The organism is Methanolobus profundi (assembly GCF_900114835.1).
In the GTDB taxonomy this organism is placed as follows: domain Archaea; phylum Halobacteriota; class Methanosarcinia; order Methanosarcinales; family Methanosarcinaceae; genus Methanolobus; species Methanolobus profundi.
On record NZ_FOUJ01000001.1, the window covers coordinates 315,946 to 332,735 of the forward strand.

Genomic DNA, 16,790 nt, shown 5'->3' on the forward strand with positions numbered 1-16,790 from the left:
ACAACTGCTGGAATTTAGCTTTCATTAGAAGTTCAACACAAGCTTTAAATAAAACTCTCACATACATATGTAGTGTTAAGGCTACATATGCAGGGAGTAAAATTCCTGCAATAAAGGAAGGTGTAAAAAATGAAAAGAACAACATCAATACTCCTTGCTGGTATGCTCATTGCAGCTATTGCAGGGATCGGTATAGTAAGTGCAGCGGTGGATGACACCGATGAAACATTCTTCGGACAGATGTCCAGATGGGCTGGCCATGGAATGATGTATGCAAGTGGATATGCAAATGGTTACGGATATGCTGACTGTCCTGTTTATGGATCATATGCAGCTGATGGAACAACAGTTGAGATCGAGGTAGAGACTGCTGATGAAGCAATAGCACTTGCAGAAAGTGTGATCGATGAAGATGTTGAAGATATCTACCAGATGAACAGATGGTGGGTATTCACCTATACAGAGGATGATACCACAAAGCAGGGACGCATCGATGCCTACACCGGTGAGGTCATAGAGGACTTCTACACAAGCTCTTCATATCAGGGTCAGTATTACCAGGGCGGACGTGGAATGCGTGGCGGTAGCTATGGTGGATATGGCGGCTGTGGAGGAGCAGGCTATAGGTACTGATATCGCTCAATAGAGAATGATAATCAAACAGGGAAGGTCGAAAACTAATAATACATCCCTTCCTATATACTCTTTATTAAAAATATAATTTTTAAGGGTGAATTATAATATGATGGGCAGCAGCATGTATGGTTATGGTATCTGGGGTCTTCTTTTGAACATACTTATCGTTCTTTTAGTTGTATGGGTGACGGTCACACTTCTTAATCGCTCAGGTTCTGAAGGTTCCGGGAATAATGAACGTATTGCCAGGGTAGAAAAGGATGTTGAAGACATCAAGAATATGGTCAGGGATATAAAGGATAAACTTGACGAGATCTAAATCCTATAAGATCAACCGAAAAACAGCAGGATCACAGATGACGATGACACTTCAGCAGATAACAACCCTGGGAGAGGCGATCTCACATCCGGTGAGGTTAAAGCTCCTGTATCTTCTCTCAGAGAGGGAAAGGTATGTGTATGATCTAGCCAAGGATCTGGATCTCTCACGTCAGGTCGTCCAGCTGCATCTGAAGAGGCTGGAAAAGGCTGGATTTGTTGAAAGTGATCTCAGACTTGAAGATAATGATAACAGAGCTAAGAAATTCTTCAAGTTGAAGGAATTCGATGTCAATCTTGGGATCGATGATCTGATACGGATATTTGGTTGATCAGGGTCTTGACCTTATCAGCCTGAAAACATCTTTTAATGCCATATTCTTTACATCATTAACATTAAGACCTGCTTTTTTTACATTCTCTACTGTTTCTCTATTGATGTTCACACCAGTAGTTGCTTTTGTTATTGGATTGAAGAGGTCTTCTATAGTTGCAATTAACCTGTTGTCACTTTTCATGTGTTCAAGGTTGATGACCATTCCATCTGGTTTACAGACACGTTTCATTTCTTCAAGTGCAGCAACAGGTTCTGGTATCGAGCATAATACAAAGGTAGTGACAATATGATCAAAGCTGTCATCCTTAAATCCAAGATTCTCCGCATCCATCTGGAACAGTGATATATTATTCCTCTCGTTTGCTTTCTTCTTCGCATGGGAAAGCATCTTATCACTTATATCAACTCCAACAACCTCACATGTATCAGGATAATGGGGTATGTTCTTTCCTGTACCTATGCCAACATCCAGTACTCTTCCCGATAATCCTATTAGGATCTCCTCTCTCCATTTACCAAATCGCATGGTTTCCATGGGGAGTTCCATCATGTCGAACACAGGTGATATTCTGTTGTACTTGGAAATTATTGACATACAATTTTCTTTGATCTCATTGTTTAAACTGTCTGTGGTATCTTTGGAGCAGATATTATTCTCTTTTATTTGTATTGCTGTGTTTTTTCATTAAGCAGTAATATTTGCCCCTATCTTTGCATATTTATATCTCTGCTACATTATGTAGGCTAGCCTAATATAAAAAACGGTGACTAACAATTATGTTTACAAGTTTCATGATAACATTTAGAGAAGGTCTGGAAGCATTCCTCATTGTGGGGATCATACTTGCTTATCTTACACAGACAAAGAGAGAAGAACTCAAGCATCATGTATTCACAGGTACTGGCTTGGGTATCCTGGCGAGTATCGTTGCAGCAGTAGCGTTCAACATCCTTGCGATCCAATTCGAAGGGCGTAATGAAGAGATATTCGAAGGCATTGTAATGCTCTTCGCTGCCCTTATCCTTACATCAATGATCATATGGATGGCAAGGGAAAGCAAGAACGTGAGTTCTTCGATCATTCAAAAGATCGATAACAACAAGAAATATGGTATTCTTGCACTTGTGTTCATTTCAGTTTTCAGGGAAGGTATTGAAACTGTATTGTTCCTTGGAGCAGCGGCAATGAACACAGATAACACTTCAGTGCTCTACGGAGGGCTTCTGGGTATTTCTACATCACTGGTTATTGCTTATGCAGTGTTCAGGTACTCTTCACACACGGAGATACATAAGTTCTTCAGGGTTACAAGTATCTTCCTCATACTGTTCGCAGCAGGTTTGACCGCGCATGGTGTACATGAACTCCAGGAAGGCGGTGTCATTCCAATAATTGTTGAACATGTATGGGACATAAACCATATTCTTGATGAGAAGGGAGTTGCAGGTTCAGTGATGAAATCATTGTTCGGGTACAATGGGAATCCTTCATTGCTTGAAGTGATCTCCTATGCAGGATATTACCTTGCAGTTGGTATCGGCCTGAACATTCCACGCAAGAACTCTCCGGCAGCACTGGCTGCCTGAGTCTCTTTTCCTATTCATTTCAATATCCTCTCTTTTTTCTTTTTTTAAAAGCCCTCATATAACATGAGCTATTAACTTTCAGAAGGAAGTGTAAAAGGAAGGATAGCATGGTAGCAAAGCAGGAGGAATTCTGGGAAAGGGACAATTTCCTGGTAATAACGGATGGCACTAAACCTGCCATTAAATGGACCATAGATGAACTCAGGAAAAGATCAAAGGCAATAAGTGTGCTTGACCTATCTGATAAACCCATGGAAGGTTCGGTGAGTGATATTGACTCTGTACCGGACACTGTTAAGAATGTCATAATAGGCATTACAAGAACCGAACCGGCAAGGGTCATCGAAAAGCTGGCTGAAAAAGGTATTGTTGATTTCTGGGTGCACTGGAAGACAGATACCTGTGATGTCAATCATCTTGAATATGACCCAAAATTCAGTATAATAACCGGCAGATGTCCGATGCTGTATCTTGGAAGTGGTGCTAGCATCCACGGTTTTCACAGACTTATAGCAAAGACACTGGGAAAGTACTAATATCTCGAATTTTTATTTTTCATCTCTGCATCCTCCAAAAATATAAGAAGAAATAGTTTCATTCTTTATATTGGTGTGAGGATGTCAGGATGGTAAACACTCTATCTCATCTGGGGATCGGGTTACTGATAGCAGCAGTTGCAGGACTAAGCAGCAGACAGATAAAGATAGTTGCCTTCATGGCAATTCTACCTGACCTTGATTTTATACTTAATACGCTATTACTGGCAGTTGACCAGAACTTGAACCATCAGATGTACAATTCCATGTACTATTTGCTGGGGCATCGTGAGTTCATGCATTCCATCATTTTTGTATCCTTTGTGACCATCTATGTATGGATAAGGGAGAAGGACCGAACATTGTTAATAGCTTCTGCTGCGGCTATATTCAGTCACATCTATCTTGACTATATCACAAGCTGGAAGATGCGACCTTTCTTTCCATTTGTAACAGAGGCTTCAACAATAGGTGCAATTGATTTCTTTGATCCTGTGGTCACTTTGATCTCATTTATTCCTATAGTTCATATCCTGATCGACCGTGCAAAAAAGAATGGTATCAGAAATGGTTTTCTCAATGGAGGGAACGATTGGTTCAGGGCTCTTATTTCGGGAAACCACTCAAAACTATACCGACAACTTCTGGTCATATTCACTATCTGGTGCTTGTTCAATCCCATTGCAAAAATATTTCTGGTAAGTGCCATAGAGGATGTTGAAGGTCACAACATAGATTATCAGGGCTCTTATCCGGTGTCTCCCGGTAAGTTCCTTTCAGCTTATTCTTATAACGATACACATTACAGGATACTGGTGTCCAGCTACTGGTCCGGGGTTGAGAAGAGTACCTTTGTTCCTGTCTATTCCGGCGACACAAGTGAGTTCATGCCCTATGTATCCAGGGTGGAATTACTGTATGATTCAAGTCTTCCCGGTGAGGTTGACTATCCGGTATACAATGTATCTGCTTCCGGTACGAATGTGACCGTTATCCTCAGAGATGCACGGAATCCCTATTCTCAGTATTGGGCTTATTTTAAGACCGAATACGTTTTTGTATTTGATACAGAGGTCGGAGATTATCAGGTGTATATAGGAAGACATGGTCAGTACAGCGAACCAGTGCCTGTGAACCTGTTCGAGTGAATCTATGTACATGGGGTTCCATATTACGTACATGCTAATTTTATTCATGGCCATCTTTCTAAAAATACCTACAAACTGCTTTTATATGAGTTCATGTAAAGTAGGGATTGCAGTCAATTACAAGGAGATTGTAACTTTGAGGGAAGATGAAAGTAATTTGGTTATGGATATTAAAGTTCATGAATTCGTTAACAAGGATACATGGCAATTGCACCTTGCTCTGCACGCAAATGGCGTGCTGATCGGTGTGGCATTTGCAAATCCTGGTAATACGAAGTACGATAATGAGACCGTGGTAGCTGCAATGCAGAGCCTCAAGAATGATTATTACGAGGCTATTGGTTCTCCCATGAGGTACCAGGAAGGTAAACTTACATTCCTGCCTGCAGACCAGGGTCTGATCGCAAAAAGGTCACATATGACACCCGAAATGGAGATGGAACATGCTTCACATACAGGTAAAACAGTGGCTTTATCACATTAATATGGATGCTGGCTCCAACGATCCCCTCAGATGATGCAACCCTCTTGCATTAATAAAATTGTTTGCTTTCAACAATGCCAGCATTCGTATTTTCTCTAATATCTCTAAAGAAAGCAAGCATCTGATACTATTTTTGTTTCTACTCCTGTTACTAATTTCTACTCTTATTCACCGAAAGGTCCGGCACAATACTTTTTATAATATCCTTTCATACGTGTTTTAGGAGGAGTCGGAATATGCTGGATGACGATGAACTGGATAGTTTGATAGATGCAAGACCATCTGAAAGGGAACGTGTAAAAGCTGAACATGAACTTATACATAAGGCAGCTTCTCATCCTGTAAGAAGACAACTTATAAAGGAGATCGGGGCTTTTGGTTCCAGGAAAAATGATATCCTTGAGAGTACGGGGCTTGATGAAAAGGTCTTCACATATCATACCGAGTTCCTGATCAACGGGGAATTCCTGAACATTATCGAGGACAAGTATTTCCTGACCGACAAAGGTCTTGACCTGCTGGCCAATATCTGATCAATGGGGGGATCATCTATGTTCCATAAAGAAAAGGAAATGACCATGTTAATCAGGGTCTCTTCGATCCTTCTTTTTTTGATACTTATCTCTGGCTGTACTGAAGAACCACAGGTTATTGTGAACACTTCCAATGAGGCAACGGTGTTCGAAGGCAAAACACTGACACCTATTGAAGAGCAACGGAACAATGGGATCGAAGGTACCCAGTATATAGATGAGGATACGTATGAACTGTACATTTACGGAGAGGTGGATGAACCTGTTCGTCTTAGCTATGATGAGTTGCTTGCATATCCTTCAGTTTCAAGGTTCGTTCGTCTGGACTGTGTTGAAGGATGGGGATTCGATGCCAAGTGGACCGGTGTGACGCTGAACACACTGTTCAACGAGACAGGTCTAAGCAATAATGCAACTACGGTTATATTCTATTGTGAAGATGGCTATACCACATCTCTTGAGCTGGATTATCTTGTCGAGAATGATATTATGCTCGCCTACGAGCTCAATGACATCACCCTGCCTGCTGACAGGGGTTTCCCACTACAACTTGTAGCTGAGGACAAATATGGATACAAGTGGGCTAAATGGATCACTTCGATCGAGGTCACTGATGAGCCATACAAGGGGTACTGGGAAACTGCAGGTTACAGCAATAGTGCAGATGTTGGCGGGTCTGCTTTTGAGAATTAGTCAGTGTGATCAACAGGGATGATCCCATTCCATTTTTTTCCTGAATTTATAACTTTGAGGACAAAACGTTAATCTATATCGGCAGTAAATATAGCTGCAATGGCTCAAATGGACAGTATCATCTCACTTACCGGTCTTTCAAAGAGCTTCGGACGCAGAAAGGCGCTGAACAACATCGACCTTGTGATAGGAAAAGGTGAGTTCGTTGCTATTTTTGGTCCCAACGGTGCCGGAAAGACCACGCTTCTTAAGATAATGTCCACGATAATCGAGCCTACTAAGGGAAATGTACTTATTAATGGTATCGACAGCAAGAAAGATCCTTCTAAGATCAGAGGGATGATCGGTGCCATATCTCATGAAACATACCTCTATGATGAGCTTACTGCACGGGAGAATCTTGAATTCTTCGCACATATGTATGATATAGATAAGGATCACATCGATGACAGGATAGATGATATCCTGAAAAATGTCAACCTTTTTCAGCGTGCAGATGAGAGAGCCGGTTCTTTCTCGCGTGGAATGAAACAGAGGCTTTCGATCGCCAGGGCTCTGCTTCATCAGCCTTCTATATTGTTGATGGACGAACCATATACAGGACTTGACCAGCATGCTGCTGCTAATTTTGAACGTGTCCTCATGGGTACTGGAAATTCTGATGTTACAAGGATAATGATAACCCACAACATCGAACGTGCTTTCGAACTCTGTGACCGCATGCTCATTATGGATAGGGGAGAGCTACGGTTCGATAAACTAAAAACTGATATTGAAAGCGTGGAAGAGTTCAAAGAACAATACCTTTCCATAGTGGAAAAGGATACGGATGCAGAGGGCATAAGCAACTTCTAAGTTGGTATGGGTGAGATCAATGAAAAAGAGCCTCTATATTGCAGCAAAGGACCTGAGGTCGGAGTTCCGTACAAAACAGATGCTCAATTCCATGCTCATCTTCTCGCTGATAGTCATGGTCATATTCAGCATCTCCTTCGGTGATGTTCTCGGTCAGACCGAACTGGTAGGAAAACTTGCTCCCGGTGTTCTCTGGGTAGCTTTCACTTTTGCAGGTACCCTTGGACTTTCACGTTCCTTTGCAGGTGAGATGGAGAATGGATGTCTTGAAGGATTGAAGCTCTCACCGATCGACAGGAGTTCTATCTACATTGGGAAGACGATATCTAATGTATTATTGATGTTCATTGTGGAATTGCTCACAATACCGATCTTCATAGTCCTCTTCAACTACAACATCAGTGGCATTCCGGGACTTGCACTGGTTATCTTTCTGGGAACATTCGGTTTTGTCAGTGTCGGAACCCTGCTTTCAGCACTTTCGGCCAGTACAAGAGCGAGGGAGATCATGCTCCCGGTACTTTTGCTTCCATTGATAATTCCTGTGATAATTCCGGCTGTTATGGCAACAGGAACAATACTCGCTGATGGTAGCATTGGTGATATCTCTTCGGAACTCAGGTTGCTTATAGTGTATGACCTGATATTCTTTGTAGTTGGACAGCTTGTGTTTGAATATACTGTGATGGATTAGAATTCTGAATTATTAGAATTGGTCCCCATCACATTAAAATTCAGCATCCATTAAGATCAGACATATACAGAACATCATGGCATAATCTGTCTATCAGACTTTTATCGTGGCTTACAACAAGAACTCCGATGTCCAGTTCTTCAACGATGCCTAAAATGCTCTCCCATATCTGAGCCTGGGTGATGGCATCCACCATAGTTGTGATCTCATCAGCTATCAGGAATTTTGTTTTTGGTCCCAGTGCTCTTGCAAGAGCAAATCTCTGAAGCTCTCCACCTGAAAGCTCATTAGGCCACCTGTTCAGCCAGTTCTCCTTTATTCCAAAAGCTTCCAGAATGTCCTGTGAAACATCATGCCCTTCTTTCAGGATATCTTTCATTTTCCATTTAGGATTAACAGCTTTTTCAGGGTGCTGAAATATCAGCTGGACCGGATTATATCCATTTGATGATATTTTGCTTCCATCTACACTTACGTTCCCACTGTAGTTCTTCTCATATCCTGCCAGTATCTTGCTTAAGGTTGATTTTCCACATCCGCTGTCTCCTGCCAGTCCCAATACTTCTCCGCTCCCCAGGGAAATATCCACATCCTTTAAGATCAAATTGTTTTCTTTGTAGCCGAAACTTATATTCTCGCCTTTAAGATACATTATTGCACCTCACCATTCCACCGTTGAACAATTTTAGCTCAGGAACACATTTTGAGCAAACTTCACCTCTTGTAGTGCATCTTTCATAAAAGAAGCAGCCATCAAGTACTTCATCCTGCATGGGTTGATGACCTTTTATAGCCCGGAACTTGTTCTGTGGAAGTGCATTCCATAGTGCTTTTGTGTATTGATGCCTTAATTTTTCCCCTTCACCTGAAAAGTCATCTGTGTTTGCAATTTCCAGGATCGTGCCAGCGTAAAAGATAGCGATCTTGTCAGAGATCTTCAATGCAGCTTCTATGTCATGAGTGATGAGAATGACTGCATATCCTTTGCTTGCCATATCTTTAAAATAGCTCAATGTTTCATTCAGATTTTTTTCATCCAGTCCGGGTGTTGGCTCGTCTGCTATCACTATCTTTGAAGAATTCATCACAGCAGTGGAAACAAGAACTCTTCTGATCATTCCTCCCGAAAGTTCATGAGGGAACATCTTTTCAACTTCAGGTTTGAGGTCATATTTCTGGAATATCTCTCTCTGAAGCTTCTTTCTGGAATCTTTATTTTTCTCTTCAACATTTCCTATGACCTGACTGGAGATTCTCATCAAAGGGTCAAGGTATGTAGTTGACTGGGGAATGAGGACTATCTCTTTGCCTCTGAGTTCTTCTTTTTTCTTCTGGCTCAGGTCATGACCATTGTATTCCATAGTGCCACTAAGTTTTGCGTTCGACGGGAGAATACCTAATATTGCATGTGCAAGGAGACTTTTTCCGGAACCGCTGGAACCTACAACAGCTAATATCTCACCACTGTAAGCTTCCATGCTCAAATTGGATATCACTTTTAGTTCAGTTTGCCTGAGTCCAGATGCATATTGAATGAAAGAAAGGGAAATATCCTTTACCTTTAACAGGGCTTCTGACCTCTCCTTTTCTTCATCGGATTTTTGAGATGTATCTGTCATACTTCACCTCTTTATTGTTCGATCGATCTTGTCAATTTGATCATCATTTATTCGTGTGCTCTTTTCGGGTCCAGTATCTTACCCATATTCTCTCCGATCATATCAAATGCAAGAATTACGATCAGAAGTGATAGTCCGGGGAAGAAAGCAAGCCACCAGTATCCTGCTGACAGGTATTTCATTGATTCTGAGAGGATAATGCCGATAGCCGGCTGATGTGGAGATAGCCCGAAACCAAGGAAAGTCACTGAAGCCTCATGCAGGATCGCATGTGGGAACATTACGATCGTACCCAGTACGAATTGAGGGACCAGGTGGGGTAGAATATGATTTTTTGCTATCCACCATCTGGATCTGCCAAAATTCCTTGATATATGGATGTAGTCCTGGGTCTTTATCTGCTTGATCTCTGCCCTTACAACACGTGTAAGGCTTGTCCAATGCGATAATGCAACAGCTATGATCACTCCAGTTGCTCCTCCGCCAAGTCCTATTGATATCAAAATTATCAAGAGCAGATGTGGTATTGAAAGGAACAGGTCTACAAGCCATGAGACAATTGAATCCTCGATCTTGCCGATGCTTGAAAGCAAACCTAAGATCACACTCATCACAGTACTAATAGAAGAAGCCAGAGCTCCGATCACTATGCTTAGGCCAAGTCCGCCAAGAGTTCGTATGAACATATCTCTTCCCATCCAGTCGGTCCCAAATGGATGTTCAAGGGAAGGAGCAAGGTTCTTTGATCTAAAATCTGTGGACAATGCATTATCATCTATGAACGTACTGGAAACCACAATTGCAAGTAACAACACCGACAAACAGCTTATTAGCAAAATTGTCTTCTGCCTCAGGTTGAACCCTTTGAACAGTCCTCTGTTAGCAGTTACAGCAGCAGTGCTCATGTTCTCATCTCCTGCTGTTTTATTCTAGGGTCAACGAACTCGTAGATCATATCTGCTATCAGGTTTCCTGAATAGACGAACACGGCGCTGACGATAACAATTGCCAAAAGCAGAGGTACATCTGATCTTAGACCTGCTGCCACTGCAGCCTGACCTATACCAGGATACGAGAACACCTGCTCAACCAGAACAGCACCACCAAACAATTCACTGAATCCTAAGAACTGCAATGTAATGGCTGGAAGTGCAACATTTCTGATCCCATGTCTTTTTACAAGGGTAGATCCTTTTTCACCTCTTGCTTTTGCAAACAGCACGTAATCACTTTCCATTACCTCTATCAGTTTTTCACGGGTGAACATCGCGATCGAGGCAACTCCAAGTAAGCTCAGGGTCACAGTCGGAAGTATCAAATGATGGATACGGTCAAAAAAGGTCACATCTTCACTTGCAACGCCAATAGGCACACTAAGTCCCACAGGGAACCATCCTAAATTCACTGCAAATATCAATAAGAAGATCAATGCCAGCCAGAATGTTGGAGCGGCAAGCAAAATGTAGCAGTAAACCTTTATCGCTTTATCGATGAGGGTTCCATTTTTCATTCCTGCTATTATTCCTAAAACAAAACCCAGAACTCCTGATAGCAGCCATGAAGATGCCATGAGCACCAGGGAAGCTGCAAACCGCTCTTTAACAACATCTGTCACAGGCATCCTGTATATCAGTGAAGTGCCAAGATCTCCTTTGAGTAGATTCTCAGCCCAGTTCAGGAATTTTTCGTGTGCAGGTGTATTAACTCCCCAGTATTCTTCCAGCTTTGCCTTTTGTTCCGGCTGAATGCTCATTTCCCCTATATAGGCCCTGACCGGGTCAATGGGTGACTGTTCTACTATCCAGAAGCTGGCTATACAAACAACAATTAAAAGGAAAACTAATTTGAGGGCTTTTTTCCCCATAAAAATACTTAATTTCCTGTAATTCACAATTTTTAACCTCCAATATCTATTCCAGCAAGTTTGTGGTTTCTTGTGGTTTCAGATCTTTTGAAAAGCCAATTAAATGATCAAAAAAGGTTGAAATGAGGATAATTTATCCTCAGTTCCATGAAACCTCAAATTTAGTTCTCTGTGCGCTTCCATTCCAGGATATTACCGAAAATATCAGCACCATGTGGCTGTATCTTTGGGGTTCCTATGTCAAGGTCCTCGTCCATGATATAGAGGTAATCAAGTGTTGCCATCCACATCCATGTAGCATCGCCCTTTGGAGAGAATCCGGTTTCGCCATCCCATGCTGCCATTTGCCAGTTCTCATTTGCAGTATCCTGGTCTGAACTGGTTATTGCAGCTCTTAAATAGGAGTCAACGGTCGGATTGCTGTACATTATTATGTTGTTGTAGCTTGAAGGATCATAGCTTTCACTGTAGTATTTCAGGTACAGGTCGGTCGGGTCAAGTGAACCATAACCAAAAACAACCGGAGTTGAAAGAGCAAGTGTATCGATCTTGTCCCAGCTTGCACCCTCAGGTATTATATTGATCCCCAGTTCTTTTGCTTCCTCTGAAACAGCAACAGCCAGAGCCTGTCTTTCCTGTGCGCTGGCAGCGTATAGAAGAGTGAATTCAGCCTTGACACCGTCCTTTTCTACAATGCCGTCACCATCGGTATCTTCCCATCCGGCATCGCTTAGGATCTTCTTAGCTTCTTCAACATTTCCATCTTCAATAATAGCTTCTTCATTTCCCCATGGTAGCTTGTCAACACCTGTGAATTCCTCTTCACCCTGTCCGTTCAGTGCACCATCTACCAGTGTCTGCCTGTCAATTCCGATGTTCAGTGCTTTTCTGATCGCAACGTCAGATGTCACATCATTCCCGATTGCGTATCCATCCTCGGATTTTTCACCTGTATCGGGCTGTGTCGGGAAACTGATCCCGCGGGCGTCAATGGATTCAAGAGCCACTATCTTCATTCCCTCGACTTCCTGACCTGCGTAGGATGCCGGAATTTCAGCCAGGTCTATCTGACCTGATCTGGCGGCTGCAAAAGCAGTATCTGATTCCATGAATACAATAGTAAGTTTTTGGAAGTAAGGTTCATCTCCATAGTAATCCTGATCTGCTTCCAGAATTACCTGCTGACCTTTGTCCCACTGTACAAATTCATAAGGACCGGAACCGATCGGGTTCTGACCATAGTTCTCATCGTATGCATGTTCAGGGACAATTCCGATCACTGCAAGTTTGTTGATAAATGTGGCCTGATCATCGTTCAACTCGAATTCAACGGTATATTCATCTGTAGCTGTAGCTTTTTCAAGCATGGAAAGGTCCACACTTCCACCAGCTTCTGATGCGGTGTTGAATGTGAATGCTACATCCTCAGCTGTCAGAGCTTCTCCGTCGTGGAATGTTACATCGTCTCTTATTGTAACAGTCCATGTAATGCCATCTTCACTAACGGAGTGATCTGTTGCAAGATCATTTATAAGAGCTCCATTACTGTCTTTCTTAAAAAGAGTGCTCTGAATTAGCGGTTCGTGGTTGTATCCCCAGCCAGTTATTGGATTAAAACCAGATTCAGGTTCTCCCCCATGTGTGCCGACCGCTGCGATCAATTCATTCGTTGTTATTTCTTCTGTACCTGCTATTTCCATTTTAGTGTCTGTGCATCCGGAAATTGCAACTGCCCCTACTAATAGCATTCCTGCCAGTAAAATGCTCAATGATCTTTTCATCACAAATGCTCCTGTATAAATTCTCCAGCTTCAACTTGTTTTTCTGCACCCTCACAATTTAGTCTGGAACTAAAATTCAGATATCAGGGAATCATGGTAATACAAGTTGGATGATTTGTTATATCTATTATACGATTTGTGAAACAATTATCTTTGTATTTAATACTTTTGTTTTAATTAGTAACACTCAATTATGTTGGTATTATTTTAGCTATTCAATTCTGTCTTCAAATGCCTCGAACAATCGTTTAAGCCTATGAAAAGCATTTAAACAAGGAGTTTTAATAAAGCAGAGGAACAAGTATGCTCATTGACAGGAAAAAAGAGAGGATAATTGCAGCTATCACGGTCCCTGTTATGCTAATTGCCATCTGGATGGTATTTTTCTATGTGCCCCAGATGAAAGGGAATGCCGGTGAGATACTTGACAGCAGTTTCAAGATATTCTATTTTCATCTGCCAATAGCCATGGTAGCTTATCTTGCGTTCACGGTGGTCTTCATTGCCAGTATACTGCACCTCAAAGGAAATAGCAGTAAATGGGACATTGTTGCTCATTCCGCCGCCGAGGTAGGTGTGGTATTTGCATTCCTTGTACTTATTACAGGTTCCATATGGGCCAAAGCAACATGGGGCTGGTACTGGATATGGGAACCAAGGCTCACGACTTCACTTGCACTTTTCCTTGTATATCTCGCCTATCTGATGCTTCGTCAGGCACTTGAGGAACCTGAGAAGAGAGCACGTCTTGCGGCTGTCTTTGGAATTGTAGGTTTCATGTCAGTTCCACTCAGTTTCTTATCGATCAGATTGTGGCGTTCAGCTCATCCGTTGATGTTCGGTGGCTCTTCATATGGAAGCAGTGGCGGTGGACTTGAAGGAACATCACTTCAGTTGACACTTGTTGTTAACATGCTGGCATTTGGTTTGCTATTTGCTTCAATGCTGGTCTACAGGATTAATAATGAATCTCTGAAAGAAGAGCTTGAAGAAATGAAGTACTAGCATTCCTAAAACTATCAATTTGATTTATGAATGTCTGTAAAAATCCTGTTAATTGCAACTTCGAACTTAGCAATTTTCCATAACTGTATTATTTCAGTAGCCTTTAGAGTAGTAGTGACGGAACATGCCGCCTGCGGCGGGTGGTCGTATTGTTCTTTTTCCCCACTAATTCTTTGCAGAGCTATCATGAACACAAGTGCGCAGGAACCACTAAGTTTGACTAATTGATGATTATGAATACTAAAACAGTCCCGTAGGGTCCCGGCGAAGCCGGCACAATCCGAAAATAATGAATTAAATTATATGTTGCATATACTTTGCTTCTACATTTAAATGAGGACTTCTACAAAGCCAAATATTCTTTAAATTTCTAAATTTTGTTGAAGTGCATTTATGTAGATATCTGCTTTTTCAGGAGATAATTTTCCCATGAATTCTGCAAGTTCTCCGTAATCCTCATCCACATAGTTATCCCATAACAAAGGAGCTTCTAATTCTGCCACAACACTTGTAATTGATTCATAGTTTTCTTCACAGTAATCACACCACTCAGACACCATCACGAATTTAGCCCATCTTGCTATGTCTAATTCTGAAACATCATTTCGCTTATATTTCTCTAAAACGCTTATTACGTGTTCTTTACAAACAATCACTGAATTGGAGTAATTAGGTGGAGCAAATGCATGCATATCTATAACCTTAGATAACTGTTCAATTGAAATTGATAAATCAATATATTGTTCAATTATTCGAGGTATATCCATTTCTAATCCCTTCTTTTATCTCTTATTTTCTCTATATTTGAATTGATAGTTCCTTTGTTCATGTATTTACAATTATGTAATTTATTATTGAGCTTAATTATGTTCCTGTAATTATTCATGAGCTAAGAAAAGCATATAAGCTCCTGCTATCAATACTCTTGCATGTTGTTTACACCTATAATACTTGGAAATATGGAAGTTCCGAATCGTTTTGTACGTTCTGCTACTCACGAGTGGATGGCACAGCCGGATGGTACTCCCACTGACAGGATCGGTGATATGTATGAAGAGCTTGCACGTGGTGAAGTAGGGCTCATCATCACCGGATATGCATACGTGAATCCAAATGGAAAAAGTGACGATCTCCAGCAGGGGATCTATGATGACAGGTTCATCGAACCTTACAGGAAGATCGTCTCAAGAGTACATGAACACGGGAGCAAGATCGTGGTGCAGATAGTTCATGGTGGCAGGCAGACCATGATGACCGCCGAGAATCCTGTAATTCTTGCACCTTCTGCTGTTACCAACAAGAGGAACGGTGTCACTCCTGAGGAAATGACCGAAGAGGAGGTTCTTCAGACCATCGAGGACTTTGCCAATGCTGCCAGAAGGGTGAAGGAAGCAGGTTTTGACGGAGTTCAGTTACATGTTGCTCATGGTTTTCTGCTCAGCAATTTCATCTCCCCATACACTAACAGGCGTAAGGACAGGTGGGGTGGTTCCACAGAGAAGAGGACACAGATCATCCTTGACATTATCACAAGGATACATGAGATGATAGGGGATGAGTTCCCGATACTTGTCAAGCTGAATGCAACCGATGGTTTCCCGGAAGGTACAAAGAATACTCTTGATGCTCCTGAATGTGTAGAGATAGCAAAGATCCTTGCTGCAAACGGTGTCTGTGCCATCGAGGTCAGCGGCGGTATTGTCGAGGCAGGACAGCAGATGTTCAGAACAAAGATCAATGATGCTGATTCAGAGGCATATTACAGGAATTATTCTAAGATGATAAAGGAAGCAGTGGATGTGCCTGTAATTGTAGTAGGCGGTATACGCTCAAAAGATGTTATGGAAAAGATGCTTGATGAAGGATATGCTGATATGGTGTCCCTGTGCCGACCTCTCATCTGTGAACCTGATCTTGTGGCAAAGATAAGAAAAGGCGAGACCGAGGTCGCAAAATGTGTATCATGCAACCTGTGTTCCGATGAGAGCGGCATAAAGTGTAATTACGATTTTGACCGAAGGCAGTCGTAAGAGGGTTCCAGTCCTTTCAGGAACTCTACAAGGCGGGTGTGGTCCTCAATGACCATGTCTGCCTGATGGAACTTTTCAGCATCCAGGTATGTTGGTACTGCCACACAACACAAACCTGCTTTTTTGGCAGATTCAACTCCCATGGGTGCATTCTCCACCACTATTGCTTCGTGACTTGATATCCCAAGCATTTCTATTGCTTTGAGATATGGGTCAGGTTCAGGTTTTCCACGTTGCACATCATCGGCTGTAACAAGCCCCATGAATATGTTGGGATATTTTGCTTCTACGATATCCAGAACGATAGGTCTGTCAGAACCTGATACCACCGCAAGGCTGAATCTGTCTTTAAGACCGGAAAGACATTCCTGCATCCCATCGAATACTTTGAGTTCCACTATCCGGTTGAACTCAGCAATGTATCTCTCGACTATGTCCGGTATATCGTACTTCGATGCATCACCTGTTCCTTTCTCAAGCAGGAATTCAACGATATCCACGGTCCTCTCACCTTCTCTCTCGAAGATGTCCTGCTTATCCATCTCAACGCCTATCTCATCGAAGATGTGCTGGACCGCCTCCGCATGATATGACATCGAATCAACGAGCACACCATCCATATCGAATATTACTGCCTTTAACAAATGATCACCATTTGGAGGAAGCATCG

21 protein-coding genes are annotated in these 16,790 nt (G+C 42.0%); 13 read left to right on the forward strand and 8 right to left on the reverse strand.

Translation table 11 applies throughout. From position 1 onward, the window contains the following. Positions 1-129 precede the first annotated feature (129 nt). The 3 genes from BM008_RS01645 to BM008_RS01655 all read left to right on the forward strand — a co-directional run bounded on the left by BM008_RS01645 (position 130) and on the right by BM008_RS01655 (position 1,286). A complete protein-coding gene (locus BM008_RS01645) occupies positions 130-633 on the forward strand; it encodes a PepSY domain-containing protein (RefSeq protein ID WP_091932299.1) in 504 nt (167 codons plus the stop codon). Between the two features lie 109 nt (positions 634-742). Next, on the forward strand, positions 743-955 hold the full coding sequence (locus BM008_RS01650) for a hypothetical protein (protein WP_091932300.1): 213 nt from the start codon (positions 743-745) through the stop codon (positions 953-955). A 37-nt stretch (positions 956-992) separates the two neighbouring features. Beyond that, positions 993-1,286, forward strand: coding sequence for an ArsR/SmtB family transcription factor (locus BM008_RS01655; RefSeq protein WP_091932301.1), 294 nt, complete (start codon positions 993-995; stop codon positions 1,284-1,286). On the opposite strand, the gene BM008_RS01660 is transcribed toward BM008_RS01655, so the two are convergent. Then, a complete protein-coding gene (locus BM008_RS01660) occupies positions 1,287-1,886 on the reverse strand; it encodes a class I SAM-dependent methyltransferase (RefSeq protein WP_091932302.1) in 600 nt (199 codons plus the stop codon). A 182-nt stretch (positions 1,887-2,068) separates the two neighbouring features. Here BM008_RS01660 and BM008_RS01665 point away from each other — a divergent pair, with 182 nt between their 5' ends. The 8 genes from BM008_RS01665 to BM008_RS01700 all read left to right on the forward strand — a co-directional run bounded on the left by BM008_RS01665 (position 2,069) and on the right by BM008_RS01700 (position 7,821). Continuing rightward, positions 2,069-2,878, forward strand: coding sequence for an FTR1 family iron permease (locus BM008_RS01665; RefSeq protein WP_091932303.1), 810 nt, complete (start codon positions 2,069-2,071; stop codon positions 2,876-2,878). 107 nt (positions 2,879-2,985) lie between these two features. Beyond that, positions 2,986-3,414 carry a hypothetical protein gene (locus BM008_RS01670; protein ID WP_091932314.1) on the forward strand — a complete coding sequence of 143 codons (429 nt, stop codon included), beginning with the start codon at positions 2,986-2,988 and terminating at the stop codon, positions 3,412-3,414. A gap of 89 nt (positions 3,415-3,503) precedes the next feature. Next, a complete protein-coding gene (locus tag BM008_RS01675) occupies positions 3,504-4,562 on the forward strand; it encodes a metal-dependent hydrolase (protein WP_091932315.1) in 1,059 nt (352 codons plus the stop codon). A gap of 85 nt (positions 4,563-4,647) precedes the next feature. After that, complete coding sequence (locus BM008_RS01680; protein WP_143072236.1) at positions 4,648-5,046, forward strand: hypothetical protein; 399 nt, start codon at positions 4,648-4,650, stop codon at positions 5,044-5,046. A 236-nt stretch (positions 5,047-5,282) separates the two neighbouring features. Next, entirely contained in the window at positions 5,283-5,579 is a 297-nt protein-coding gene (locus BM008_RS01685; RefSeq protein ID WP_091932319.1) for a hypothetical protein, read from the forward strand. 18 nt (positions 5,580-5,597) lie between these two features. Continuing rightward, positions 5,598-6,272, forward strand: a complete 675-nt coding sequence (locus BM008_RS01690) for a molybdopterin-dependent oxidoreductase (RefSeq protein WP_245747807.1) — start codon at positions 5,598-5,600, stop codon at positions 6,270-6,272. A 99-nt stretch (positions 6,273-6,371) separates the two neighbouring features. Beyond that, positions 6,372-7,127, forward strand: coding sequence for an ABC transporter ATP-binding protein (locus BM008_RS01695; protein WP_245747809.1), 756 nt, complete (start codon positions 6,372-6,374; stop codon positions 7,125-7,127). A 19-nt stretch (positions 7,128-7,146) separates the two neighbouring features. Continuing rightward, positions 7,147-7,821 carry a heme exporter protein CcmB gene (locus tag BM008_RS01700; RefSeq protein ID WP_091932324.1) on the forward strand — a complete coding sequence of 225 codons (675 nt, stop codon included), beginning with the start codon at positions 7,147-7,149 and terminating at the stop codon, positions 7,819-7,821. A 40-nt stretch (positions 7,822-7,861) separates the two neighbouring features. Here BM008_RS01700 and BM008_RS01705 read toward each other — a convergent pair whose 3' ends face one another. The 5 genes from BM008_RS01705 to BM008_RS01725 all read right to left on the reverse strand — a co-directional run bounded on the left by BM008_RS01705 (position 7,862) and on the right by BM008_RS01725 (position 13,085). After that, the gene (locus BM008_RS01705; RefSeq protein WP_091932331.1) at positions 7,862-8,473 is read right to left on the reverse strand and encodes an ABC transporter ATP-binding protein; all 612 of its coding nucleotides are present in this window, start codon (positions 8,471-8,473) and stop codon (positions 7,862-7,864) included. Then, complete coding sequence (locus BM008_RS01710; RefSeq protein WP_091932334.1) at positions 8,463-9,440, reverse strand: oligopeptide/dipeptide ABC transporter ATP-binding protein; 978 nt, start codon at positions 9,438-9,440, stop codon at positions 8,463-8,465. The genes BM008_RS01705 and BM008_RS01710 overlap by 11 nt, the downstream gene beginning before the upstream one ends. 47 nt (positions 9,441-9,487) lie before the next feature. Then, positions 9,488-10,345 carry an ABC transporter permease gene (locus BM008_RS01715; protein WP_091932338.1) on the reverse strand — a complete coding sequence of 286 codons (858 nt, stop codon included), beginning with the start codon at positions 10,343-10,345 and terminating at the stop codon, positions 9,488-9,490. Next, positions 10,342-11,331 (reverse strand): ABC transporter permease, encoded by a 990-nt coding sequence (locus BM008_RS01720; protein WP_245747810.1) that lies wholly within the window; start codon positions 11,329-11,331, stop codon positions 10,342-10,344. The genes BM008_RS01715 and BM008_RS01720 overlap by 4 nt, the downstream gene beginning before the upstream one ends. Before the next feature lie 134 nt (positions 11,332-11,465). Continuing rightward, a complete protein-coding gene (locus BM008_RS01725) occupies positions 11,466-13,085 on the reverse strand; it encodes an ABC transporter substrate-binding protein (protein WP_091932342.1) in 1,620 nt (539 codons plus the stop codon). A 303-nt stretch (positions 13,086-13,388) separates the two neighbouring features. Here BM008_RS01725 and BM008_RS01730 point away from each other — a divergent pair, with 303 nt between their 5' ends. After that, positions 13,389-14,090 carry a cytochrome c biogenesis protein gene (locus tag BM008_RS01730; RefSeq protein ID WP_091932344.1) on the forward strand — a complete coding sequence of 234 codons (702 nt, stop codon included), beginning with the start codon at positions 13,389-13,391 and terminating at the stop codon, positions 14,088-14,090. Between the two features lie 362 nt (positions 14,091-14,452). On the opposite strand, the gene BM008_RS01735 is transcribed toward BM008_RS01730, so the two are convergent. Then, positions 14,453-14,857, reverse strand: a complete 405-nt coding sequence (locus tag BM008_RS01735) for a hypothetical protein (protein WP_091932346.1) — start codon at positions 14,855-14,857, stop codon at positions 14,453-14,455. 162 nt (positions 14,858-15,019) lie between these two features. Between BM008_RS01735 and BM008_RS01740 the strand changes: the two genes are divergently transcribed. Then, positions 15,020-16,120, forward strand: a complete 1,101-nt coding sequence (locus BM008_RS01740) for an NADH:flavin oxidoreductase (protein WP_091932347.1) — start codon at positions 15,020-15,022, stop codon at positions 16,118-16,120. Here the strand turns inward: BM008_RS01740 and BM008_RS01745 are convergent. After that, positions 16,093-16,788: an HAD family hydrolase gene (locus BM008_RS01745; RefSeq protein WP_245747812.1), complete on the reverse strand. Its 696-nt coding sequence runs from the start codon at positions 16,786-16,788 to the stop codon at positions 16,093-16,095. The genes BM008_RS01740 and BM008_RS01745 overlap by 28 nt on opposite strands. Positions 16,789-16,790 lie beyond the last annotated feature (2 nt).

Coding starts and splice junctions, on each gene's coding strand:
- BM008_RS01645 (WP_091932299.1), top strand. CDS start 130: ATGAAAAGAACAACATCAATACTCCTTGCTGGTATGCTCATTGCAGCT.
- BM008_RS01650 (WP_091932300.1), top strand. CDS start 743: ATGATGGGCAGCAGCATGTATGGTTATGGTATCTGGGGTCTTCTTTTG.
- BM008_RS01655 (WP_091932301.1), top strand. CDS start 993: ATGACGATGACACTTCAGCAGATAACAACCCTGGGAGAGGCGATCTCA.
- BM008_RS01660 (WP_091932302.1), bottom strand. CDS start 1,886: ATGTCAATAATTTCCAAGTACAACAGAATATCACCTGTGTTCGACATG.
- BM008_RS01665 (WP_091932303.1), top strand. CDS start 2,069: ATGTTTACAAGTTTCATGATAACATTTAGAGAAGGTCTGGAAGCATTC.
- BM008_RS01670 (WP_091932314.1), top strand. CDS start 2,986: ATGGTAGCAAAGCAGGAGGAATTCTGGGAAAGGGACAATTTCCTGGTA.
- BM008_RS01675 (WP_091932315.1), top strand. CDS start 3,504: ATGGTAAACACTCTATCTCATCTGGGGATCGGGTTACTGATAGCAGCA.
- BM008_RS01680 (WP_143072236.1), top strand. CDS start 4,648: ATGAGTTCATGTAAAGTAGGGATTGCAGTCAATTACAAGGAGATTGTA.
- BM008_RS01685 (WP_091932319.1), top strand. CDS start 5,283: ATGCTGGATGACGATGAACTGGATAGTTTGATAGATGCAAGACCATCT.
- BM008_RS01690 (WP_245747807.1), top strand. CDS start 5,598: ATGTTCCATAAAGAAAAGGAAATGACCATGTTAATCAGGGTCTCTTCG.
- BM008_RS01695 (WP_245747809.1), top strand. CDS start 6,372: ATGGCTCAAATGGACAGTATCATCTCACTTACCGGTCTTTCAAAGAGC.
- BM008_RS01700 (WP_091932324.1), top strand. CDS start 7,147: ATGAAAAAGAGCCTCTATATTGCAGCAAAGGACCTGAGGTCGGAGTTC.
- BM008_RS01705 (WP_091932331.1), bottom strand. CDS start 8,473: ATGTATCTTAAAGGCGAGAATATAAGTTTCGGCTACAAAGAAAACAAT.
- BM008_RS01710 (WP_091932334.1), bottom strand. CDS start 9,440: ATGACAGATACATCTCAAAAATCCGATGAAGAAAAGGAGAGGTCAGAA.
- BM008_RS01715 (WP_091932338.1), bottom strand. CDS start 10,345: ATGAGCACTGCTGCTGTAACTGCTAACAGAGGACTGTTCAAAGGGTTC.
- BM008_RS01725 (WP_091932342.1), bottom strand. CDS start 13,085: ATGAAAAGATCATTGAGCATTTTACTGGCAGGAATGCTATTAGTAGGG.
- BM008_RS01730 (WP_091932344.1), top strand. CDS start 13,389: ATGCTCATTGACAGGAAAAAAGAGAGGATAATTGCAGCTATCACGGTC.
- BM008_RS01735 (WP_091932346.1), bottom strand. CDS start 14,857: ATGGATATACCTCGAATAATTGAACAATATATTGATTTATCAATTTCA.
- BM008_RS01740 (WP_091932347.1), top strand. CDS start 15,020: ATGTTGTTTACACCTATAATACTTGGAAATATGGAAGTTCCGAATCGT.
- BM008_RS01745 (WP_245747812.1), bottom strand. CDS start 16,788: ATGCTTCCTCCAAATGGTGATCATTTGTTAAAGGCAGTAATATTCGAT.